The sequence below is a fragment of the Streptomyces sp. NPDC054794 genome, from assembly GCF_053611585.1.
Genome location: NZ_JBSHAQ010000035.1, coordinates 84750 through 101894 on the forward strand (window position 1 = coordinate 84750; position 17145 = coordinate 101894).

The window sequence follows — 17145 nt, forward strand, 5'->3', positions numbered from 1 at the left end:
GCAGATTCCGGCCCCAACTCGCTTGCGTGGCCTCTATGTTCACGGCGGTACTCGATCACGTCCGCCGTCTCAGGAGGCTGCTCCTCATGCGCAACGCGCTCCGTATCGCTCTCACCGGGGTCGTGGCCGCCGCCACCATGCTCGCGTGCGGCACCGCCCGGGCCACACCCGCCGGGCCGGGGGTCACCGCCCGGGTGATCAGCCAGAAGACCGTCGGCGGCACCGACTACGTGCTGCGCGAGATAACGATCCCGCCCGGGCAGGCCACCGGATGGCACTACCACGACGGCCCGTTGTACGGCTTCGTCAAGCAGGGCACCCTCAGCCACTTCGACTCCGCCTGCGCCCAGGACGGCCTGTACCGGGCGGGCGACGCGCTGCGGGAACCGGCCGGGCCGGGCAACGTCCACATCGGCCGCAACCTGGGCGACACCCCGCTCGTCCTCGACGTGCTGTACGTCCTGCCGCACGGCTCGCCGTTCTCCGAGGACGCGCCGAACCCCGGCTGCCCGTTCCAGTGATCAGTGCGCCGGCAGCGGCTGTTCGGCCCAGATCGTCTTGCCCTTGCCCGTCTGCCGGCTGCCCCAGCGCTGGGTGAGCTGGGCGACCAGGAGCAGTCCGCGGCCTCCCTCGTCGAAGGCGTGCGCCCGGCGCAGGTGCGGTGAGGTGGAACTGCCGTCCGAGACCTCGCAGATGAGCGCGCGGTCGCGGATCAGCCGCAGCTGGATGGGCGGTTCGCCGTAGCGGATCGCGTTGGTGACGAGTTCGCTGACGACGAGTTCGGTGACGAAGGCGATCTCGTCCAGCCCCCAGGCGGACAGCCGTTCGACGGCCGCCTGGCGGGTGGCGGCCACCTCGGCGGGGTCGGGCGGCACGTTCCAGGCGGCGACCCGGTCGGCGCCGAGGGCCCGGGTGCGGGCGATCAGCAGGGCCACGTCGTCGCTGGGCTGCTCCGGCAGAACGGCCTTGAGCACGTTGTCCCCGAGGGCCTCCAGCGAGTCGGCGGGCACGTTCAGGGCGCGCAGGAACTCGTGGGTGGCCCGGTCGACGTCACGGTCGCGGTCCTCGACGAGGCCGTCCGTGTAGAGGGCGACGACCGAGTCCTCGGGCAGTTCGAGCTCGGTCGCCTCGAACGGGAGGCCGCCGACGCCGAGCGGCGGCCCCGCCGCTATGGAGATGAGCTGCGCGACGCCGCCGGGCAGCACGAGGGCCGGTGCCGGATGGCCGGCGGCGGCCAGGGTGAGGTGGCGCGAGATGGGGTCGTAGACGGCGTACAGGCAGGTCGCGCCCAGCCCGGCGACCTCCTCGTCGCTCTCCGCCTCGGCCGCGAGGTGGGTGACCAGGTCGTCCAGGTGGGTGAGGAGCTCGTCGGGAGGCAGATCCACGTCCGCGAGGGTGCGTACGGCCGTTCGCAGCCGCCCCATGGTCGCCGACGACTGGATGCCGTGCCCCACGACGTCGCCCACGACCAGGCCGACGCGGCTGCCGGAGAGCGGGATCACGTCGTACCAGTCGCCGCCGATCCCCGCCAGCGACCCGCACGGCAGATAGCGGTGCGCGACGTCCAGCGCCGCCTGTCCGGGCAGCCCTCGGGGCAGAAGGCTGTGCTGCAGGGCCAGCGCGGTGCTCCGCTCGCGGGCGAAGCGGCGGGCGTTGTCGATGCAGACGGCGGCCCGGCTGGCGAGCTCCTCGCCGAAGACGGCGTCGGCGGGGACGTAGGAGTCCGGGTGTGCCATGCGCACGCTCACCGCGACGCCCAGGGTGGTGCCGCGGGCGCGCAGCGGCACCGCGAGCATCGAGTGGACGCCCCTGCGGTGGGCGCGGCCCTCCGGGGAACGCGCGTTGCGTTCCTCGATCCACCGGTCGAACTCCGGCTCACCGGGACGGCCGAGCACCGCGCGGCCCTCGCGCAGCGCCCGCGCCGGTGGCGAGGAGTGGTGGTAGAACTGCGCCTCGCCCAGGCTCACGGCCGCTCCCGGGTTGCCCGCCGTGGTGGAGCCGTGCGCGACGCGGCGCAGGACGATGTCGCCGTCGGGGAGCATCGGCGGCTCGTCCGCACCGAGGACCCAGTCGAGCAGATCGACACTGGCGAAGTCGGCGTACTTCGGCACCAGGAGTTCCACCAGTTCCTCGGCGGTGCGCACCACGTCCAGGGTGGTGCCGACGGCGGTCGCCGCCTCGTTCAGCAGGGCCAGGCGCAGACGGGCCCAGTACTGGTCGGAGCTGTCGAACGCCGCGAGGGCGACCGCGCTCACCTCGCCCGACGGCTGGTCCCGCAGGGGCCACATCTCGATGTTCCAGGCGTGGCCGCTGCCGGCGGGCGCGTCCGTGAAGCTCTCGTAGCGGACCGGCAGGCCGGTCTCGACGACCTGGCGCATATGCCGGAGGAAACCGCGGTTGTCCTCGCAGTTCTCGTTGTTCTCGTCCACGCCCGCCATGAGGAACCGGCCGATCAGCGCGTCTTCGGAGGTGCCCAGGACCTGGCAGGCCTCGTGGTTGAGGCGCAGGTAGTGCTGCCGTGTGTCGAAGACCGACATCGCCATGGACGCCTGCTGGAAAGCCTGGCCCGCCAGGGTGGGCTCGGGCCCCCGGTTCTCCTCGGCCGTGATCACGTATCCGTTCGGCCCGCCGTCCGGGCCGAGCACCGGGCACGCCGTCAGGGTCAGTTCGACGCGGTGGCCGTCCCGGTGGCGCAGCGCGACGGGTCCGCCGCGGGCGGCGCGGGTCCGGACCGGCAGCGCCTCCGCGAGCAGGCCGGCCGCCGGCTGACCCACGACCTCCTCGGCCGAGCGGCCCGTGAGCAGCCTGGCCCCCTCGCTCCACCCCGTCACCACACCGAGGTCATTGATGATCGCCGCGGCCGCGACACGCTCCATACGCCCCAGGATGATCCCTTTGTTCCGGGGCCTCAACCGCGCGAGCGGCTCTCCTCACCCCCGCTTGGCGCTCAGCGCGGCCAGGGCCCGGTCGGCGTGCGTGTTCATGCGCAGCTCGCTGCGGACGACCTCCAGGACCGTGCGATCCCGGTCGATGACGAAGGTGACCCGCTTGGTGGGCGCGAGCGTGAAGCCGCGCTTCACGCCGAACCGCTCGCGGATCGCCCCGTCGGCGTCGGACAGCAGGGGCATGCCGAGCGTGTGGCGTCCGGCGAACTCCTGCTGGCGTTCGACGGAGTCGCCGCTGATCCCGACGGGCCGCGCCCCGACGGCCGCGAACTCGGCGGCGAGGTCGCGGAAGTGGCAGGCCTCGGCGGTGCAGCCGGCGGTCAGGGCCGCGGGGTAGAAGAAGAGGACGACGGGGCCGTCGGCGAGCAGCTCCGAGAGCCTGCGCGGCGCACCGGTCTCGTCCGGGAGCGTGAAGTCCTCGACCTTGTCTCCGACAGCGATGCGCTCCGTCATGACCGGCCCTCCTCGTTCCGGGCGACACCGCGGGCCCACAGCACCAGCGGCACCTGCAGGGGCAGCCGGGCGAGGGCGGCCGCCCTGAGCGGCGCGGGGCGGTGTCGCCAGTCCACGGCCATCTGGACGTTCGCCGGGAACACCCCGACGAAGAAGGCCGCGGCCGCCCGTGCCGCGGCGGCGCGCGTACGGGGCAGCGCCACGCCCGCCGCGAGCGCCAGTTCGACGGCGCCGCTCGCATACGTCCAGGTCCGGGGCGAGCCGGGCAGCGCCTTCGGAATCGTCGCGTCGAACTGCCGCGGGGCGGCGAAGTGGGCGACCCCCGCGGTGGCCAGCAGACCGGCGAGCAGCAGGGGCGAGCGTTCGGACCGTGGCACGGTTCCTCCTCTGACGACCTGCTGCCGGATATTACTCGACGGTAGGCGCCCCCGGGGCCGCACCGGAGGCAATCGTTCAGCGCCGTCAGCGGGTCGGGCTGCCGGGCCCGGGCGCTCAGGTACGTGATGCGAGTGAGCGCTCGCTCGATCTCGACGACCTCCGGGGAGGCGGCCGGGGCGGCACGCCCGTTCCCGGGGACGTCCCCGCCGTTCCACGGGACGCGGGGACGGCATTCCGAAGATTCGCCGCGGAAACGCTGGGGGTCGTGATCACCGCTTCGTGGTCACGAGAACGACTGCCCGGAGGTTTCCATGATCCGACGGACCCTGAAGAGCGGCCTGTTGGCCACCGTCGCGGTGTTCGCCCTCCTGCCCACGGCGGCCGGCGCCGCCGAGGCGGGCCACACCGCGCCGCTCCCCGCGCCCGCCACCACGGCGCAGTACGGCGCACCGTCACTGCTGCCGGCCCCCGCCCGACGGGCACCGGCCACGCACCGCACGACGCACCGCGTACACCGCGTGCACCGCACCCGGCACTCCGCCTGCCCGACCCACCGCGCCGTCCGGCGGACCACGCACCGCCGCCACACCCCCGCCATCGGGCGGGTGACCACACACCGTCTGGCACTCAACGTCCGCTCCGGCCCGGGCACCGGCTACCGCGTGGTGGGGTACCGGCACGCGAACCGGCGTGTGGCGCTCGCCTGCAAGACGTACGGGTCCTGGGTGCGCGGCACCGGCGTCTGGTACCGGCTCACCCACCACCGGGGCTACGTCTCCGCCCACTACGTCCGGGGCGGCGCCGCTCTGCCGTGGTGCTGACAGCTCCCGCCCGCCCTGCTCCCTGACCGTCGAGGCCTGTTCGGGACCGCGCGTCCTCGAACAGGCCTTCGGCGCGCCCCCCTTGTCTCACCTTCCTGCCACCTCACCACGGGTTGCGCCGCGGGCTCTCTGGGCAGCCATTCCGACAACAGGGGCGAAACGCCCATAGTGGATTGGGAGTCGAGGGACGCACCATGCTGCAGCCCCCAGCACCGGCCACGCCGGACGAGCCGTTGGCGGCGCGACTGCGCGAGCTCAAGGACCGTAGCGGACTCAGCCTGGCGGCCCTGGCCGCCCGCACCCCGTACAGCAAGTCCGCCTGGCACCGCTATCTGACCGGCGGTCAGCCGCCGCCGCGCTCGGCCGTGGAGGCCCTCGCCCGCATCGCGGACGCCGACCCCGCCCCCGTGCTGGCCCTGTGGGAGGCCTGCGAGGGGGCGCCGGGCGCGACACCGTCCGGCACGAGCGCCGAAGTACCGTCCTCCCGGGCCCGGTCGCGGCGACTGCCCCTGCTCGCCCTGCTGACCGTGGCCACCGCGGCGGCCGCGGCGCTGGCCCTGTCCGCCCGGCACGGCGCGCCCCGTACGCAGGACGTCGTGGCGGCACCGCGCTGTCACGGGCCGTCCTGCCAGGGCCAGTTGCCCGACGTGTCGGTCTGCGCGCGGGACGCGCGGACCGAGAGCACGGTCACCGACACCGGTTACGACGTGCGACTGCGCTACTCCCCCGCCTGCGGCGCGGCCTGGTCCGAGGTGCGGATGCGCTCCCCGCACACCCGGGAGATCTCGGTACGCAAGGGCGAGCAGATGCTCTCGGCGACGTATCCGGCCGACGACGCGGCGGGGTACACCAGCCCGATGCTCGCCGTCCCGTCGGCCAAGGGCGTGGAGGCCTGCGCCGAGGTGGACGGGGAGCTGGCGTGCACGGGCCTGGACGCGGAGGAGTCCGCGGCCCAGCCGTGAGGCGCGCTGCGCCGCGCCCCGGATGTGGGCGCGGCGTCGCGTGGGGGCGCGGACGTCGGGTGGCGGCGGGGACGTCGGGTTCGGAGCACCTCGACCACGTACGAGAGAATCTGCGCCCCCAACTCGTCGTGGCGGCCCGCCAGTCGGGCCGGTGCGCGCCTTCCGGGGCCACCGGCCCGCCGGACGCGCCCAATCAGGGGAACCGGCGCCGAAGCGCGCGTATGGCAGCCGGGCGCGGTCGACAACTTCAGCCGTGACCGCCGAGACCCTGCCGCTGATCCCGCCGATGCTCGCCACGCCCGGCACGCTGCCGCCCACCGCGCAGGACGACCGGTGGGCGTACGAGACCAAGCAGGACGGCCAGCGGGTGCTGGTCTACCTGCCTGGCGACGGCAGCGTGCTGCTGCGCGCCCGCTCCGGCGAGGACATCACCGCCGCCTACCCCGAGCTGCGGCCGCTCGGCCCGCTCCTCGGGAGCACCCCCGCGATCCTGGACGGCGAGGTCCTCGCCCTCGACGAACAGGGGCGCGCCGACTTCCAGTTGCTGCAGAGCCGGATGGGCCTGGCCCACGCCCCGGCCCGCGCGGCGCGCCGGGCGGCGCAGGTCCCGGTCCACCTCGTGCTCTTCGACGTACCGCACCTGGGGCAGCCCCTGCTCGCCCACCCCTACGCGCGGCGGCGGACGCGGCTGGAGGAGCTCGGCCTCGACGGGCCGCACTGGTCGACCCCGGCCGCCGTGGTCGGACACGGCGCCGAGGCCCTGCGAGCCACCCGTGAGCACGGTCTGGAGGGGGTGGTGTGCAAGCGGCTGGACTCGCGGTACACGCCCGGAGTGCGCTCCCGCGCCTGGATCAAGATCCGCAACCTGCGCAGCGAGGACGTGATCGTCGGCGGCTGGCTGCCCGGCAAGGGGCGGATCTCCGGGCTGCCGGGCGCGGTGCTGGTCGGCCAGCGGGCCGGCGGGCGGCTGCGGTACGTCGGCGGGGTGGGCACCGGCTGGAGCGAGGCCGAGCGCGCCGAACTGGCGGCGCTGCTGCGGGCCGCCGAGACCGGCGTGTGCCCCTTCGACCCGGCCCCGCGGGTCTTGGGCGCCCACTGGGTACTCCCCCGGCTGGTCGGTGAGGTGAGCTACAGCACCCGGACCCGGGCCGGGCTGCTGCGCCAGCCGTCCTGGCTGCGGCTGCGCCCGGACCTGACGCCGGAGGAGTCCTCGGCCGACCTTCCCGACCCGCCCGGCCAGGCCCGCTGACCCCTGCCCACCCGCTCTCCTCCTGACACTCCGTCATGATCCAAGAGTTGGGCCCGCCTTCACCGCCGGTACGCGTGCGACCCCTTGGCGCCGCCGGGACTCCACGGGAAGCTGAACTGCCCCTTCCCCCAAAGCCGTTGGGCCGCGCCCAAGAGGAGACGCAGTGACCTCACCGGAGTTCAGGGCACACCGCAGACGCTGGCTCACCGGGCTGGCCGGCGCCGCCGCCCTCGTCATCGCCTTCCCCTCCGTCGCCTTCGCCGCACCGCCCCAGGCGCTGCCCGTCAACGCCGAGCAGGCGGAGCTGACGTACCAGCCCGCCTTCGACTACGACACCGACGGCTGCTACCCCACCCCGGCCATCGGCCCCGACGGCACCGTCAACGGCGGACTCAAGCCGACCGGTGCCCTCAACGGCCAGTGCCACGACGCCTCGGACCTCGACAACACCAACAGCTACTCGCGCTACAAGTGCAACAACGGCTGGTGCGGCTACCTGTACGGCCTGTACTTCGAGAAGGACCAGGCGCTCGCCGGCACCAGCATTGGCGGCCACCGCAACGACTGGGAACACGTCGTGGTGTGGGTGCAGAGCGGCCAGGTCCGGTACGTCTCGACCTCCAACCACGGTTCGTTCACCGTGCACCCCGTCTCCGAGGTCCGGTTCGAGGGCACGCACGCGAAGGTCGTCTACCACAAGGACGGCATCAGCACGCACTGCTTCCGCCTGGCCAACTCCCACGACGAACCGCCGGAGAACCACAAGCACACCTGGCAGTACCCGCCGCTCGTCGGCTGGAACGGCTACCCCGCCGGTCTGCGCGACAAGCTCAGCGCGTACGACTTCGGCAGCGCCCACTTCGGCCTGAAGGACGGCAGTTTCGCCGCGCACCTCTCCTCGGCCAAGCCGTCCGGAATCGCGTTCGACCCGAACGCCTGACCGCCACCGATCACCGGCGCGCTCGTTCTCGGAGCGTGACAGTGATCGGCGGACGTGACGGCGGATTCTCCCGGCGGGGGTTCCTCGCCGCGCTGAGCGCGGCGGGAGCCTTCGGCGCCGCGGCCCGGATTCCGGTCAATCCAGAGAATTCGACGAATCCGCGGAATCCTGAGCATCCGGGGAAGGGGTCCGACATGCCTTCCCTCACCTTCGACGATCCCGGCGCCCAGCACCGGATCGGCGGCCTGTACGCGGCCGCGCTCAGGAACGTGTTCGACACCAACACGCTGCGCGCGGACCCGGCGGTGTACGACCGGGCCGGTCTGCTCTCCTACCCGCCGGGCACCGTCGTCCGGGCCGGTGGCGGCTATCCCGCCCCGCAGCGGTGGACACGGGACGCGGCGGTGAACGCGTGGAGCGGGGTGAGCCTGCTGGCTCCCGACCTCGGCCGCAACACCCTCTGGTCGGTCGTCGACCGCGGTCCCGACGGGCTCGTCGTCCAGCAGGACGACCAGTGGTGGGACCAGGTCGTGTGGATCCCCGCCGCCTGGCACCACTATCTGGTCACCGGCGACCGGGAGTTCCTGGTCCGGGCGTACGAGACGGCGACGCACACCCTCGCCGCCCGCCGCGCCCGCGACTTCGACACCGACCACGGCCTCTTCCGGGGGCCGAGCTTCATGAACGACGGCATCTCCGGTTACCCGAGTCCGCCCGAGACCCCGGGCGTGCGTACGTCCTTCGTGCTCGGCCACCCGGGCGCGGCCGGACTGATGTGCCTGTCCACGAACTGCCTCTACCACGGCGCCCTGCTCGCCCTGGCGGCCATGGCGGACACGCTGGGCGAGCCGGGAGCGGGGACCGCACGCACGCAGGCCGAGCGGCTGCGTGCCGCGATCGACCGGCACCTGTGGCGTGCCGACGCCGGCACCTACGCGTACCTGCTGCACGACGACGGCCGCCCCGACCTCTCCCAGGAGGGCGCCGGACTGGCCCTCGCCGTCCTCCTCGGCGTCGCCGACCGGCACCGGGCGCGCCTCCTCCTCGACGGCGCACACTGGCAGCCCCGCGGTGTCGTCAACGTCTGGCCGCACTTCCCGCGCTTCGACGACCGGCGGCCGGGGCGGCACAACATGATGGTGTGGCCGATGGTGCACGGCCTGTTCGGGCAGGCCGCCGCCGAGGCGGGCCGCACCGGACTGTTCGCGCGCGCCGTGGAGACCCTCGCGGAACTCGTCACCCGCGGCGGCGGATTCCACGAGTTGTACGACTCGGTGAGCGGTGCCGTCGACGGCGGCCGGCAGACCGGGGGCAGCGGCCGGTTGGAGCACTTCGTCTCCCAGCCGGACCAGACCTGGTCGGCAACCGCCTTCCTGCGCCTGGTGCATGACGGTCTGTTCGGCCTGACGTTCACGCCGGACGCGCTCCGGCTGCGGCCCTGTCTGCCGCCGCGGTGGGGCACGGTGAGCCTGCGCGGGCTGCGCTACCGGGGCACGACGCTCGACGTCACGCTGACCGGCGGGGGCAGCCGGGTGCATGCGTGCACGGTCGACGGGCGGGACGCCGTACCTGGTCCACCCGCCGTACCCGCCGACGCGACCGGCCACCACGTCCTGCGCCTCGCGCTCGACGACGGCCCGGGGCCGCTCTGAAACGCCTGGCCCGGCCCGCGCGCCCGGCGCTACGCTCCGCGGATGGAGGAGAAGAACGACCCGGTCGCGGCACGGCCGCTCTACGAGGCACTGCTCGATCATGAAGGGCCGAACGCTTTCGGCGCGGTGGTTGAACCGTGGCTCGCGCGAGCCGTGGGCGACTACCGCGACTACCTGGCAACGGCCGCCGAGTCGCTGCCGCGACCCCCGTCCGGGCCGGACGAGCGGCGCGTGTACCTGCTGTGGGAGCTGTACGCGCTCAGCCGGGTCAGCGACCTGCTGCTGCTTCCCTTCCAGCCGGCCGGGGACGACGACGGGTGGGGCGGACCGGACGTGACGGTGGATCAGTACGTCGCCCTGTTCACCCGGCTCGGCATGACACCGTTCGAGGAGACCTCCTGCTTCGATCCGTTCCTGCACGAGATCGTGGAGGTCGAGCAGGCGTCCGACCCCGACGAGCCCGTTCGGATCACCGAGGTCCTCTGGCCGGGCCTATGGCTGGGCTCCGTCCTGTTCGGCCGCACCGGGGTACGGGTGCGGGCGGGCGCGCGCCACGCCGAGCGCGGGGTCGCCGACCGCTCCCCGCTGTACTGGACCTTCCGGCGCCGGTACCGGCGCACGGTCGACCTGTCCCACGGCTGGGGCCACAACTCCCAGTGGCGCACCGCGTTCCGCCTCGACGTCCGTACGGCGGCGGGCGACCGGCTGAACATCGACGGCGACGAGCACGTGGACGCCGTATCGGACGACCCCTACGCGGCGCTGCTCACCCCGGCCGAGCGCCGCGCGCTGCTGCGGCACCGCTGCCTCGTGCGCGAGCCGGTGCACGCCGGACGCGGATCACAGCCGGGCTGGGAGGAGGATCTGTTCCCCTTCGATTGGCACTTGGAGGGGTAGCGAGGGCACTATCGTGTCCCCATGGCAGTCCCGGAACTCATCCGTATCGTCTCCCGCGACTCACCGATGGCGCTCGCCCAAGTGGAGCGCGTCCGCGCCGAGTTGGCGGCCCTGCACCCCCAGGTGCGCACCGAGGTCGTACCGGTCAGGACCACCGGTGACAAGTGGCTGGGCGATCTGTCCCAGGTCGAGGGCAAGGGGGCGTTCACCAAGGAGGTGGACGCGGCGCTGCTCGCCGGGGAGGCGGACCTCGCGGTGCACTGCGTCAAGGACGTGCCCGCCGACCGGCCGCTGCCCGCGGGCACCGTGTTCGCCGCGTTCCTCAAGCGGGACGACATCCGCGACGCGCTGATCCACCCGGGCGGGCTCACTCTCGACGAACTGGTGCCGGGCACCCGGATCGGCACCTCCTCGGTGCGCCGCGTCGCCCAACTGGCCGTCACCCATCCGTACCTGGAGTGCGTGCCCTTCCGCGGCAACGCCAACCGCCGGCTGGAGAAGCTCGCGGCCGGCGAGGCGGACGCGCTGCTGCTCGCGGTCTCCGGTCTGGAGCGCATCGACCGCCGCGACGTGATCAGCGAGGTGCTGTCCCCGGAGGTGATGATGCCGCCGATCGGCGCGGGCATCCTCGCCCTGCAGTGCCGGGAGGGCGACACGGAACTGATCGACGCCGTCAGCGGGCTCGGCGACCCGGACACCTTCCGGGAGGCCACCGCGGAGCGCATGTTCCTGCACGTGCTGCAGGGTCACTGCAACAGCCCGATCGCCGGTTACGCGCGCGTGGACCGCAGCGGTGACCTGTCCCTGCGGGCCTGCGTGTTCACCCCGGACGGCAAGACCCGGCTGAACGCCCACGAGTGGGCGGGCCGCCTCGACCCGGCCACGCTCGGCACCTCGGTGGCCGTGGCCCTGCTGCGGCAGGGCGCCCGGGAGATCATCGACGGCATCCCGCACTGACCGTGCGGCGGCGGCCGTCGGGCAGCGGAGCGAGGGCCAGGCCGTGCTGCGGCCGTCAGGCCGTCGCGCCCGGCTCCGTCTGCTCCTTCAGGAAGACGCTGACCTGGTGGGCCAGGCTGCCCGCCCCGGCCCCGGCGGAAGCGGGCGCCACGGCCCCCTCCGCCAGTCCGATGCCGCCCGCCCACAGCCGCCGGTCGGCCCACTCCTCGTCGACCCGCAGCTGCACCTGCACGTCCACCTGGGACAGGGACGCCTCGGGGCCGGCCGCGAACAGGACGGCGGTGGCACGGCGCAGCGGGTAGACGTCGAAGCCCTCGATGAACTGCGAGTTGCGCCAGTCGATGAACGCGCCCTCGCCGTCGGGGCCGACCCGGACGTCGATCTGCCCGTCCTCCAGGTGCACGCCGAAGTGCGTGGCGCCACGGTTCTCGACGGTCACCCGGAGCGTGAAGTACGTCAGCCCGACGGCCGCGTCGTCACGGCCGCGCGGCGGCTCGGCCGCCTCCAGGCTGTGGACGCGGACCCGCAGACCGGCATGCTCGTCGTACTCCTGCCAGTCCCCGACCACGTTCGGCTCGTACACAGTGCCCCTCTCGACCTCCGAGAGCTGCTGTCTATCTGTGCGCTCAGCGCACTGTCAAATGAGCGGAATGCGCTGTGGCCTGGCGATTCGCCCCCTTTGATCGCTGATCAAGCGCTGCGCAGCGGGAATCCCCTTCCGGGGCCCTGGGGCACCCTTCGGTTGCGTGCCGCACATCACGTCCGCGGCAAGATCAGCGGGCGAGCCGGCCCAGCAGACAGGAGGCGGCCGTGATGCCGAGGGCAGAGGCCACGAGCAGGACGCCGAAATCGGCGGCGAGATGCGCGGGGGTGCCGAGCAGGAGGCCGCGCAGGGCGTCGACCTGATAGCTGAGCGGGTTGACCTTGCTGACCGCCTGCAGCCAGCCCGGCATCACGGAGACCGGGTAGAGGGCGTTGGAGCCGAAGAACAGCGGCATGGTGATCGCCTGGGTCAATCCCGATCCACAAGCTATTTTGATCGGTGACGGGCCTGGCCGGCATCCCGTCGCTGACCTGCTCAGATCTCCCGCCGGTGGGCTTCCACACGGCCTCGTGACGCCACCAGCAGTGTCTTTCGGACGCCAAGATCCCGAACGGGTACTGCGGGCTCGGGGGGCGACGGCCAAGCTAAGCCACCTGTTCGAGACGAACCAGGGAGCCTCCTGCCCGACTGGTGCAGCTCCGGGGCCCCCGAGATCGGCACACTCAGTGCGCCAGCGCCACTCCCCCACCGCGTGCGAGCGGGAGCGCATGACGTGGATCAGGCCGCTGCTCCTGTGGATGAGCCAGACGCACGGCGCGGACATGACAACGGGGCAGGGCGTCGTACGCCCTGAGTGCTTTCCCAGGAGTGCTCACCCCTGGAATGAGCTCCTTGATCCCTCCATTCCTGACCCCGGTGCCCAACGGGCTACGGGCGGGTGGTCCTGAGGGACGACGGCTTGATCCATGTCAAGCCGCGTTGGCAGACCTTTGCAAGGACTGGTCCAACCGCCCCATTCCTGTGCGCAGCGGCTGATCCTTACAGCCAACTTCCTGGCCGATGCGGAGCAGGACGGCCTTATGAGGTTCGCGGCCTCGTGCTGCCCCCAGTCAAGCCTGGTACATGCGGCAATAACTTAGATGCTCTGGTGAGTCGACGGGAGGCTCTCGCAGTATGCAGCGGGTTGATCGTTCTAGGAGGCACGCCGGGTTCGGCATGCCGGCTCAGGAGGTTTGGAGTGAACGCTCCTTGCCCGTTGTTGAGTGGATTAAGCGGTGGTCGATTCCGCTTGCCTGAGGTTCGCACCGACGGCTCACCCAGGACTCGCACTTACTCCACTCTGGCGGCTTCGATCTTGATCGCAGCCAGTTGGCAGCGATCGGCCCACTCTGTGACGCCAAGCTCGATGTAAAGATCTCTAGCTTTCTGAATCCCCCCGATAGCTTCGCCGTAGTGGCCCTGCAGCCGGTGGACGTCGCCGAGACCCCGGATGGCGTCCGCCTGGCCATGGCGGCTGCCGAGGGCTTGGTAGATGGCCAGGGCGTCACGGAAGGCGGTGGTGGCGTCGTCATAGCGGCCCTGCGGCAAGTGGGCCTCGCCGAGGCTGTAGATCGCGTCCGCCTGGCCATGGCGGCTGCCGATAGCTTGGTAGATGGCCAGGGCGTCACGGAAGGCGGTGGTTGCGTCGTCGTAGCGACCCTGCAGCCGGTGGACGTCGCCGAGACCCCGGATGGCGTCCGCCTGGCCATGGCGGTTGCCGAGGGCTTGGTAGATGGCCAGGGCGTCATGGAAGGCGGTGGTTGCGTCGTCGTAGCGACCCTGCAGCCGGTGGACGTCGCCGAGACCCCGGGTGGCGTTGGCTTGGCCATGGCGGTTGCCGAGGGCTTGGCAGATGGCCAGGGCGTCACGGAAGGCAGTGGTTGCGTCGTCATAGCGACCCTGCGGCAAGTGGGCCTCGCCGAGGCTGTAGATCGCGTCCGCTTGGCCATGGCGGTTGCCGAGGGCTTGGTAGGTGGTCAGGGCGTCACGGAAGGCGGTGGTGGCGTCGTCGTAGCGGCCCTGCGACACGTGGATGCAGCCGAGACCCCGGGTGGCGTCCGCTTGGCCATGGCGGTTGCCGAGGGCTTGATAGATGGTCAGGGCGCCACGGAAGGCGGTGGTGGCTTCGACATGGCGATCCTGCAGCCGGTGGATTTCGCCGAGGCCCTGGGTGGCGTCCGCCTGGCCATGGCGGCTGCCGATAGCCTGGTAGATGGCCAGGGCGTCACGGAAGCCGGTGGTTGCGTCGTCGTAGCGGCCCTGTACCAGGTAGATATCACCAACCGTCCGGTTGGCATTGGCTTGGTCAAGAGACCCAGGGACTGTGATGCTCAGGACCGTCCGGAAGATCCCTTCGGCCTCAATGTATCGATGGTCCAGGCAGAGCGCTGTACCGACGGCATTGAGGAACTCGGCTGCGTCCTGCCACTTGTCCGTGTTGGAGGCGTGTGCGGCGGACTGGAGTTCCTGGGTGTGCGTATCGAGCCACTTGCGTGCGATTCGCGCTTCTCGCTCCTCCTGGGACCCGCTTGTGTCCAGGGTGTCTCGGGCATAGCGGAGCCGGGTGCGCAGATGGTGGTAGAGCCGGGATCTGCTGGATTGTTCTTCGTCCTGCGTGCAGTGGCGTGCGGCTGTCTGGCGGGCGTAGGCGAGGCTGCTGTCGTGGAGGCTGTAGCGGTTGTTCTTGCGGATCAGAATCTGTTCGATCTCGGTGAGTCGGACTTCGACCTCGTGTTCGGGGCGTTGGGCCATGGCGGCGAGGGAGTCGGGAGCGAAGTCGGGGCCCGGGTGCCAGGCACAGTGGTGGATCAGGTTGCGCAGGTCGGTGTCGAGTGCCGTGTAGGCGCTGTTGAAGGCGTCGCGTTCGGCGGCGTCCAGGCTGGGGAAGGCTGTGTAGCGGTCCGGGCTGGCCAGCGAGGCGAGGATGGCTGTGGGGTGGGCTCCGCGCAGCAGGCGGGTGCCGACGGGTCCCAGGGCGAGAGGACTGCCGTTGATGCGGTCGGCCAGCTGACCGAGATCGCCGACGTCCTGCGAGATCCCCATCTTGTGCCAGACCGTGACGCAGTCTTCGGTGGACAGAGGGCGCAGTTCGCACCGCAGGTGTGCGCTGATCTCGGGTAATTCCGACCGGCTGGAGATCATGACGACGCTCGGTGAGCCGGCGGACGGCAGGAGGGGCGCCAGTTGCGTAGCGTCGTAGGCGTTGTCCAGCAGCAGGAGTACAGGATGCTGTACGAGCTGCAAGCGCCAGGTTTCGGTACGCGCGGTCAGGTCTGCCGGGATGCGCTCGGGGCCGTAGCCCATGTGGTGGAGTTGCTCGGCGATAACCATGTGCGGGTCGCGGGGCTGTTCGCCGGGCGTCCAGCCGCGCAGGTCGATCTCCAGGCAGCCGCCGGGGAAGCGATGCCCCATACGGGCGGCTGCGGAGCGCAGCAATTCGGTCTTGCCCTGGCCACCGCGTCCATGCACGACGCACACCGCAGCCGGCTGCTCGGCCGCCCAGGTCAGCGCCGTCAGCTCGTCCTCCCGGCCGGTGAAATACCGGGTGGCCGCGTAAGCCGTGTGCGCCTTGGCCGACGAGCCGGGCACCGGGGCGGCTGATCCCGCGAGGGGCGGGGACGACGCGTGCGAGGTGTGGGCCCGGTTGGCGGCGAGGGGAATGCGGTGGCCGCTGTCGCGGGTGCTCATCCGGGGGGCCGGCACCCGGTGGCCCTCCACGGTGCGCCCCTTCAACCGCTCGCGCAGCACATCGTAAACGTCGGCGATCGTCAGCACGGGCAGGTCTTCCCCGCGGCGACCGCCAGGAAGTTCTCCGGTGAGGCCGTCGCGCAGGAGAAGGACCAGCTCCCGTGTGAAGACGCTGCCGTCCCGCAGGCACAGTGACCGCTCGGTCTCGGCCGAAGAGGTCAGTACGCATGCGCCGTCGATGTCGAACTCCGGTCTCGACCGGTCGTCGTCCTGTCCGTTCATGTGCAGGGCGGCACCGCTGAAGCAGCAGTCGACCACCACAACGCGGTGCCGGGCCCGGGAGCCGGCCACGATCGCCCGTATCTCTTCGTACGGAACCGAGTGGTGCGGGCGGTCCGGTCGGGAAGCCTGGGTTCCCAGCAGCAGGGCGCGACCGTCACGGCCGAAGTGCCCGTGCCCGGCGTAGTACACCAGCAGCAGACCACGCGCGTGATCCGCGGCTTCCTGCACGGCGTCCAGGAATGCCTGTGGCGCGCTGTTGGCGGGTACTGCCACACAGTGCTCCCCGGCGAAGCCTCCCGCTTCTTGCGCGGTCAGCCGGTCCCGTAGGGCGGGAACGTTGTGGCGGACGCCGTCCAAAGCTGACAGGTGCTGGTAGGCGTGGACTCCGAACAGGACGGCGCGGGACCCGGTCTGCTCGAGCGCCATCAGGAAGAACCAGAAGGCGTGCTGTCTTCGTCACCGTCCAGGCGCCGCAGCAGCTCGGCGAGTTCTTCCGCCGAGAGGTGACCAATGTCGACCGCGCTGCCGCTGTGCACCAGCGTCCTCGCCCCGTGGGCCGTCCCGGTCGGCCGGGTCGTACGCCACGTCGCGTAGGCGACGGCGAAGTTCGCGATGCTGGTGACATTGCCGAGAACCACGTCGAGCGCTTCCAATACCCCCATGGTCGTCCGGCCGTCGCCGGTCACCGGCTCGACTCGCAGCCCGGCCGTACCAGGATCCCGCCCCAGCCAGGACTGAAGATCTGCCAGCGCCTGCTCGTCGCTCTCGGCCAAAACCTGGATGCGCATGCCCCACCATTTCCGACGTGCACTACTTGCCCACAGAGGATCCAGAGTAGAGGTGAAGCGACGCTCAGGAGCTGGACTTGTGCCATCAGATGCGGTCATCGCCTTGAGACCATCGCATACCCGCAGTTGGATACGGCCATACAGACCCCTCGCACGCAGGGGCTGATCCTCACAGCCTTGGCACGGCCAGCGCCCTGGCCGATGCGGAGTGCTGCGGCCTTGCTGAGGTTCGCGGCTTCGCGCTGGGCTCGGTCAAGTCTCGCTCATGCGGCAATAACTCCGCGGGCCAAGCAGGTTGGCCCGGGTCATCCCGTAGAACCCCGTGTCGTCTCTCGCCGTGCATGCTCGGCCCGGTCTGCAACTGATCACCTGCCCCATGCCGGTGCCCCCAAGTCGCCCGGTGCTCTGGCAGCTCACATCGCGCGGTGGGAACTGGACCACAACGTCAGCAGTTACCGGTAGTTCGTTAAATCCGGTCGTGGTGCGGGTTGACGGCAGGTCGGGTTGGTCGTAGGCCGGTGGTAGGAGTCAACTGCCTTGCTGGGGGCTGA

General features: G+C 71.6%; 14 protein-coding genes and 2 pseudogenes. 8 read left to right on the forward strand and 8 right to left on the reverse strand.

Going from position 1 to position 17145, the window contains the following annotated elements; translation table 11 throughout:
• The first annotated feature begins 86 nt into the window (after positions 1–86).
• A complete protein-coding gene (locus tag ACWGKT_RS31515; RefSeq protein WP_356141404.1) occupies positions 87–521 on the forward strand; it encodes a cupin domain-containing protein in 435 nt (144 codons plus the stop codon).
• Here the strand turns inward: ACWGKT_RS31515 and ACWGKT_RS31520 are convergent, their stop codons facing one another.
• From ACWGKT_RS31520 to ACWGKT_RS31535, 4 genes and pseudogenes are all read right to left on the reverse strand, one after another.
• On the reverse strand, positions 522–2876 hold the full coding sequence (locus ACWGKT_RS31520) for a SpoIIE family protein phosphatase (protein ID WP_453276353.1): 2355 nt from the start codon (positions 2874–2876) through the stop codon (positions 522–524). It lies immediately after the preceding gene.
• Between the two features lie 54 nt (positions 2877–2930).
• On the reverse strand, positions 2931–3398 hold the full coding sequence (locus ACWGKT_RS31525) for a peroxiredoxin (RefSeq protein WP_268835459.1): 468 nt from the start codon (positions 3396–3398) through the stop codon (positions 2931–2933).
• Entirely contained in the window at positions 3395–3775 is a 381-nt protein-coding gene (locus ACWGKT_RS31530) for a DoxX family protein (RefSeq protein WP_356141410.1), read from the reverse strand. Before ACWGKT_RS31530 ends, ACWGKT_RS31525 begins: the two co-directional genes overlap by 4 nt.
• A 77-nt stretch (positions 3776–3852) precedes the next feature.
• Positions 3853–3945 (reverse strand): annotated as a pseudogene (locus ACWGKT_RS31535) (MarR family transcriptional regulator); the annotation flags it as partial.
• A gap of 142 nt (positions 3946–4087) precedes the next feature.
• Here ACWGKT_RS31535 and ACWGKT_RS31540 point away from each other — a divergent pair.
• From ACWGKT_RS31540 to hemC, 7 genes are all read left to right on the forward strand, one after another.
• Positions 4088–4597 (forward strand): SH3 domain-containing protein, encoded by a 510-nt coding sequence (locus tag ACWGKT_RS31540; protein WP_453276354.1) that lies wholly within the window; start codon positions 4088–4090, stop codon positions 4595–4597.
• A 194-nt stretch (positions 4598–4791) separates the two neighbouring features.
• Positions 4792–5559: a DUF2690 domain-containing protein gene (locus ACWGKT_RS31545; RefSeq protein ID WP_453276355.1), complete on the forward strand. Its 768-nt coding sequence runs from the start codon at positions 4792–4794 to the stop codon at positions 5557–5559.
• Positions 5560–5845: 286 nt separating this feature from the next.
• Positions 5846–6808 (forward strand): ATP-dependent DNA ligase, encoded by a 963-nt coding sequence (locus ACWGKT_RS31550; protein ID WP_453276371.1) that lies wholly within the window; start codon positions 5846–5848, stop codon positions 6806–6808.
• A gap of 163 nt (positions 6809–6971) precedes the next feature.
• Positions 6972–7748, forward strand: a complete 777-nt coding sequence (locus ACWGKT_RS31555; protein WP_453276356.1) for an NPP1 family protein — start codon at positions 6972–6974, stop codon at positions 7746–7748.
• A 194-nt stretch (positions 7749–7942) separates the two neighbouring features.
• Positions 7943–9400 (forward strand): MGH1-like glycoside hydrolase domain-containing protein, encoded by a 1458-nt coding sequence (locus ACWGKT_RS31560; RefSeq protein WP_453276357.1) that lies wholly within the window; start codon positions 7943–7945, stop codon positions 9398–9400.
• 42 nt (positions 9401–9442) lie between these two features.
• Positions 9443–10297 carry a hypothetical protein gene (locus tag ACWGKT_RS31565; protein WP_453276358.1) on the forward strand — a complete coding sequence of 285 codons (855 nt, stop codon included), beginning with the start codon at positions 9443–9445 and terminating at the stop codon, positions 10295–10297.
• Positions 10298–10318: 21 nt separating this feature from the next.
• Positions 10319–11254, forward strand: coding sequence for a hydroxymethylbilane synthase (gene hemC, locus ACWGKT_RS31570; protein ID WP_453276359.1), 936 nt, complete (start codon positions 10319–10321; stop codon positions 11252–11254).
• Positions 11255–11309: 55 nt separating this feature from the next.
• Here the strand turns inward: hemC and ACWGKT_RS31575 are convergent, their stop codons facing one another.
• The 4 genes and pseudogenes from ACWGKT_RS31575 to ACWGKT_RS31590 form a co-directional block, all read right to left on the reverse strand.
• Positions 11310–11837, reverse strand: a complete 528-nt coding sequence (locus ACWGKT_RS31575; protein WP_453276360.1) for a hypothetical protein — start codon at positions 11835–11837, stop codon at positions 11310–11312.
• Between the two features lie 190 nt (positions 11838–12027).
• Positions 12028–12273, reverse strand: a pseudogene (locus tag ACWGKT_RS31580) (ABC transporter permease); the annotation flags it as partial.
• A gap of 854 nt (positions 12274–13127) precedes the next feature.
• Complete coding sequence (locus ACWGKT_RS31585) at positions 13128–16232, reverse strand: caspase, EACC1-associated type (protein WP_453276361.1); 3105 nt, start codon at positions 16230–16232, stop codon at positions 13128–13130.
• Complete coding sequence (locus tag ACWGKT_RS31590) at positions 16232–16594, reverse strand: effector-associated constant component EACC1 (RefSeq protein WP_453276362.1); 363 nt, start codon at positions 16592–16594, stop codon at positions 16232–16234. Before ACWGKT_RS31590 ends, ACWGKT_RS31585 begins: the two co-directional genes overlap by 1 nt.
• Positions 16595–17145: the final 551 nt, after the last annotated feature.

Coding starts and splice junctions, on each gene's coding strand:
- ACWGKT_RS31515 (WP_356141404.1), top strand. CDS start 87: ATGCGCAACGCGCTCCGTATCGCTCTCACCGGGGTCGTGGCCGCCGCC.
- ACWGKT_RS31520 (WP_453276353.1), bottom strand. CDS start 2,876: ATGGAGCGTGTCGCGGCCGCGGCGATCATCAATGACCTCGGTGTGGTG.
- ACWGKT_RS31525 (WP_268835459.1), bottom strand. CDS start 3,398: ATGACGGAGCGCATCGCTGTCGGAGACAAGGTCGAGGACTTCACGCTC.
- ACWGKT_RS31540 (WP_453276354.1), top strand. CDS start 4,088: ATGATCCGACGGACCCTGAAGAGCGGCCTGTTGGCCACCGTCGCGGTG.
- ACWGKT_RS31545 (WP_453276355.1), top strand. CDS start 4,792: ATGCTGCAGCCCCCAGCACCGGCCACGCCGGACGAGCCGTTGGCGGCG.
- ACWGKT_RS31550 (WP_453276371.1), top strand. CDS start 5,846: ATGCTCGCCACGCCCGGCACGCTGCCGCCCACCGCGCAGGACGACCGG.
- ACWGKT_RS31560 (WP_453276357.1), top strand. CDS start 7,943: ATGCCTTCCCTCACCTTCGACGATCCCGGCGCCCAGCACCGGATCGGC.
- ACWGKT_RS31565 (WP_453276358.1), top strand. CDS start 9,443: ATGGAGGAGAAGAACGACCCGGTCGCGGCACGGCCGCTCTACGAGGCA.
- hemC (WP_453276359.1), top strand. CDS start 10,319: ATGGCAGTCCCGGAACTCATCCGTATCGTCTCCCGCGACTCACCGATG.
- ACWGKT_RS31585 (WP_453276361.1), bottom strand. CDS start 16,232: ATGGCGCTCGAGCAGACCGGGTCCCGCGCCGTCCTGTTCGGAGTCCAC.
- ACWGKT_RS31590 (WP_453276362.1), bottom strand. CDS start 16,594: ATGCGCATCCAGGTTTTGGCCGAGAGCGACGAGCAGGCGCTGGCAGAT.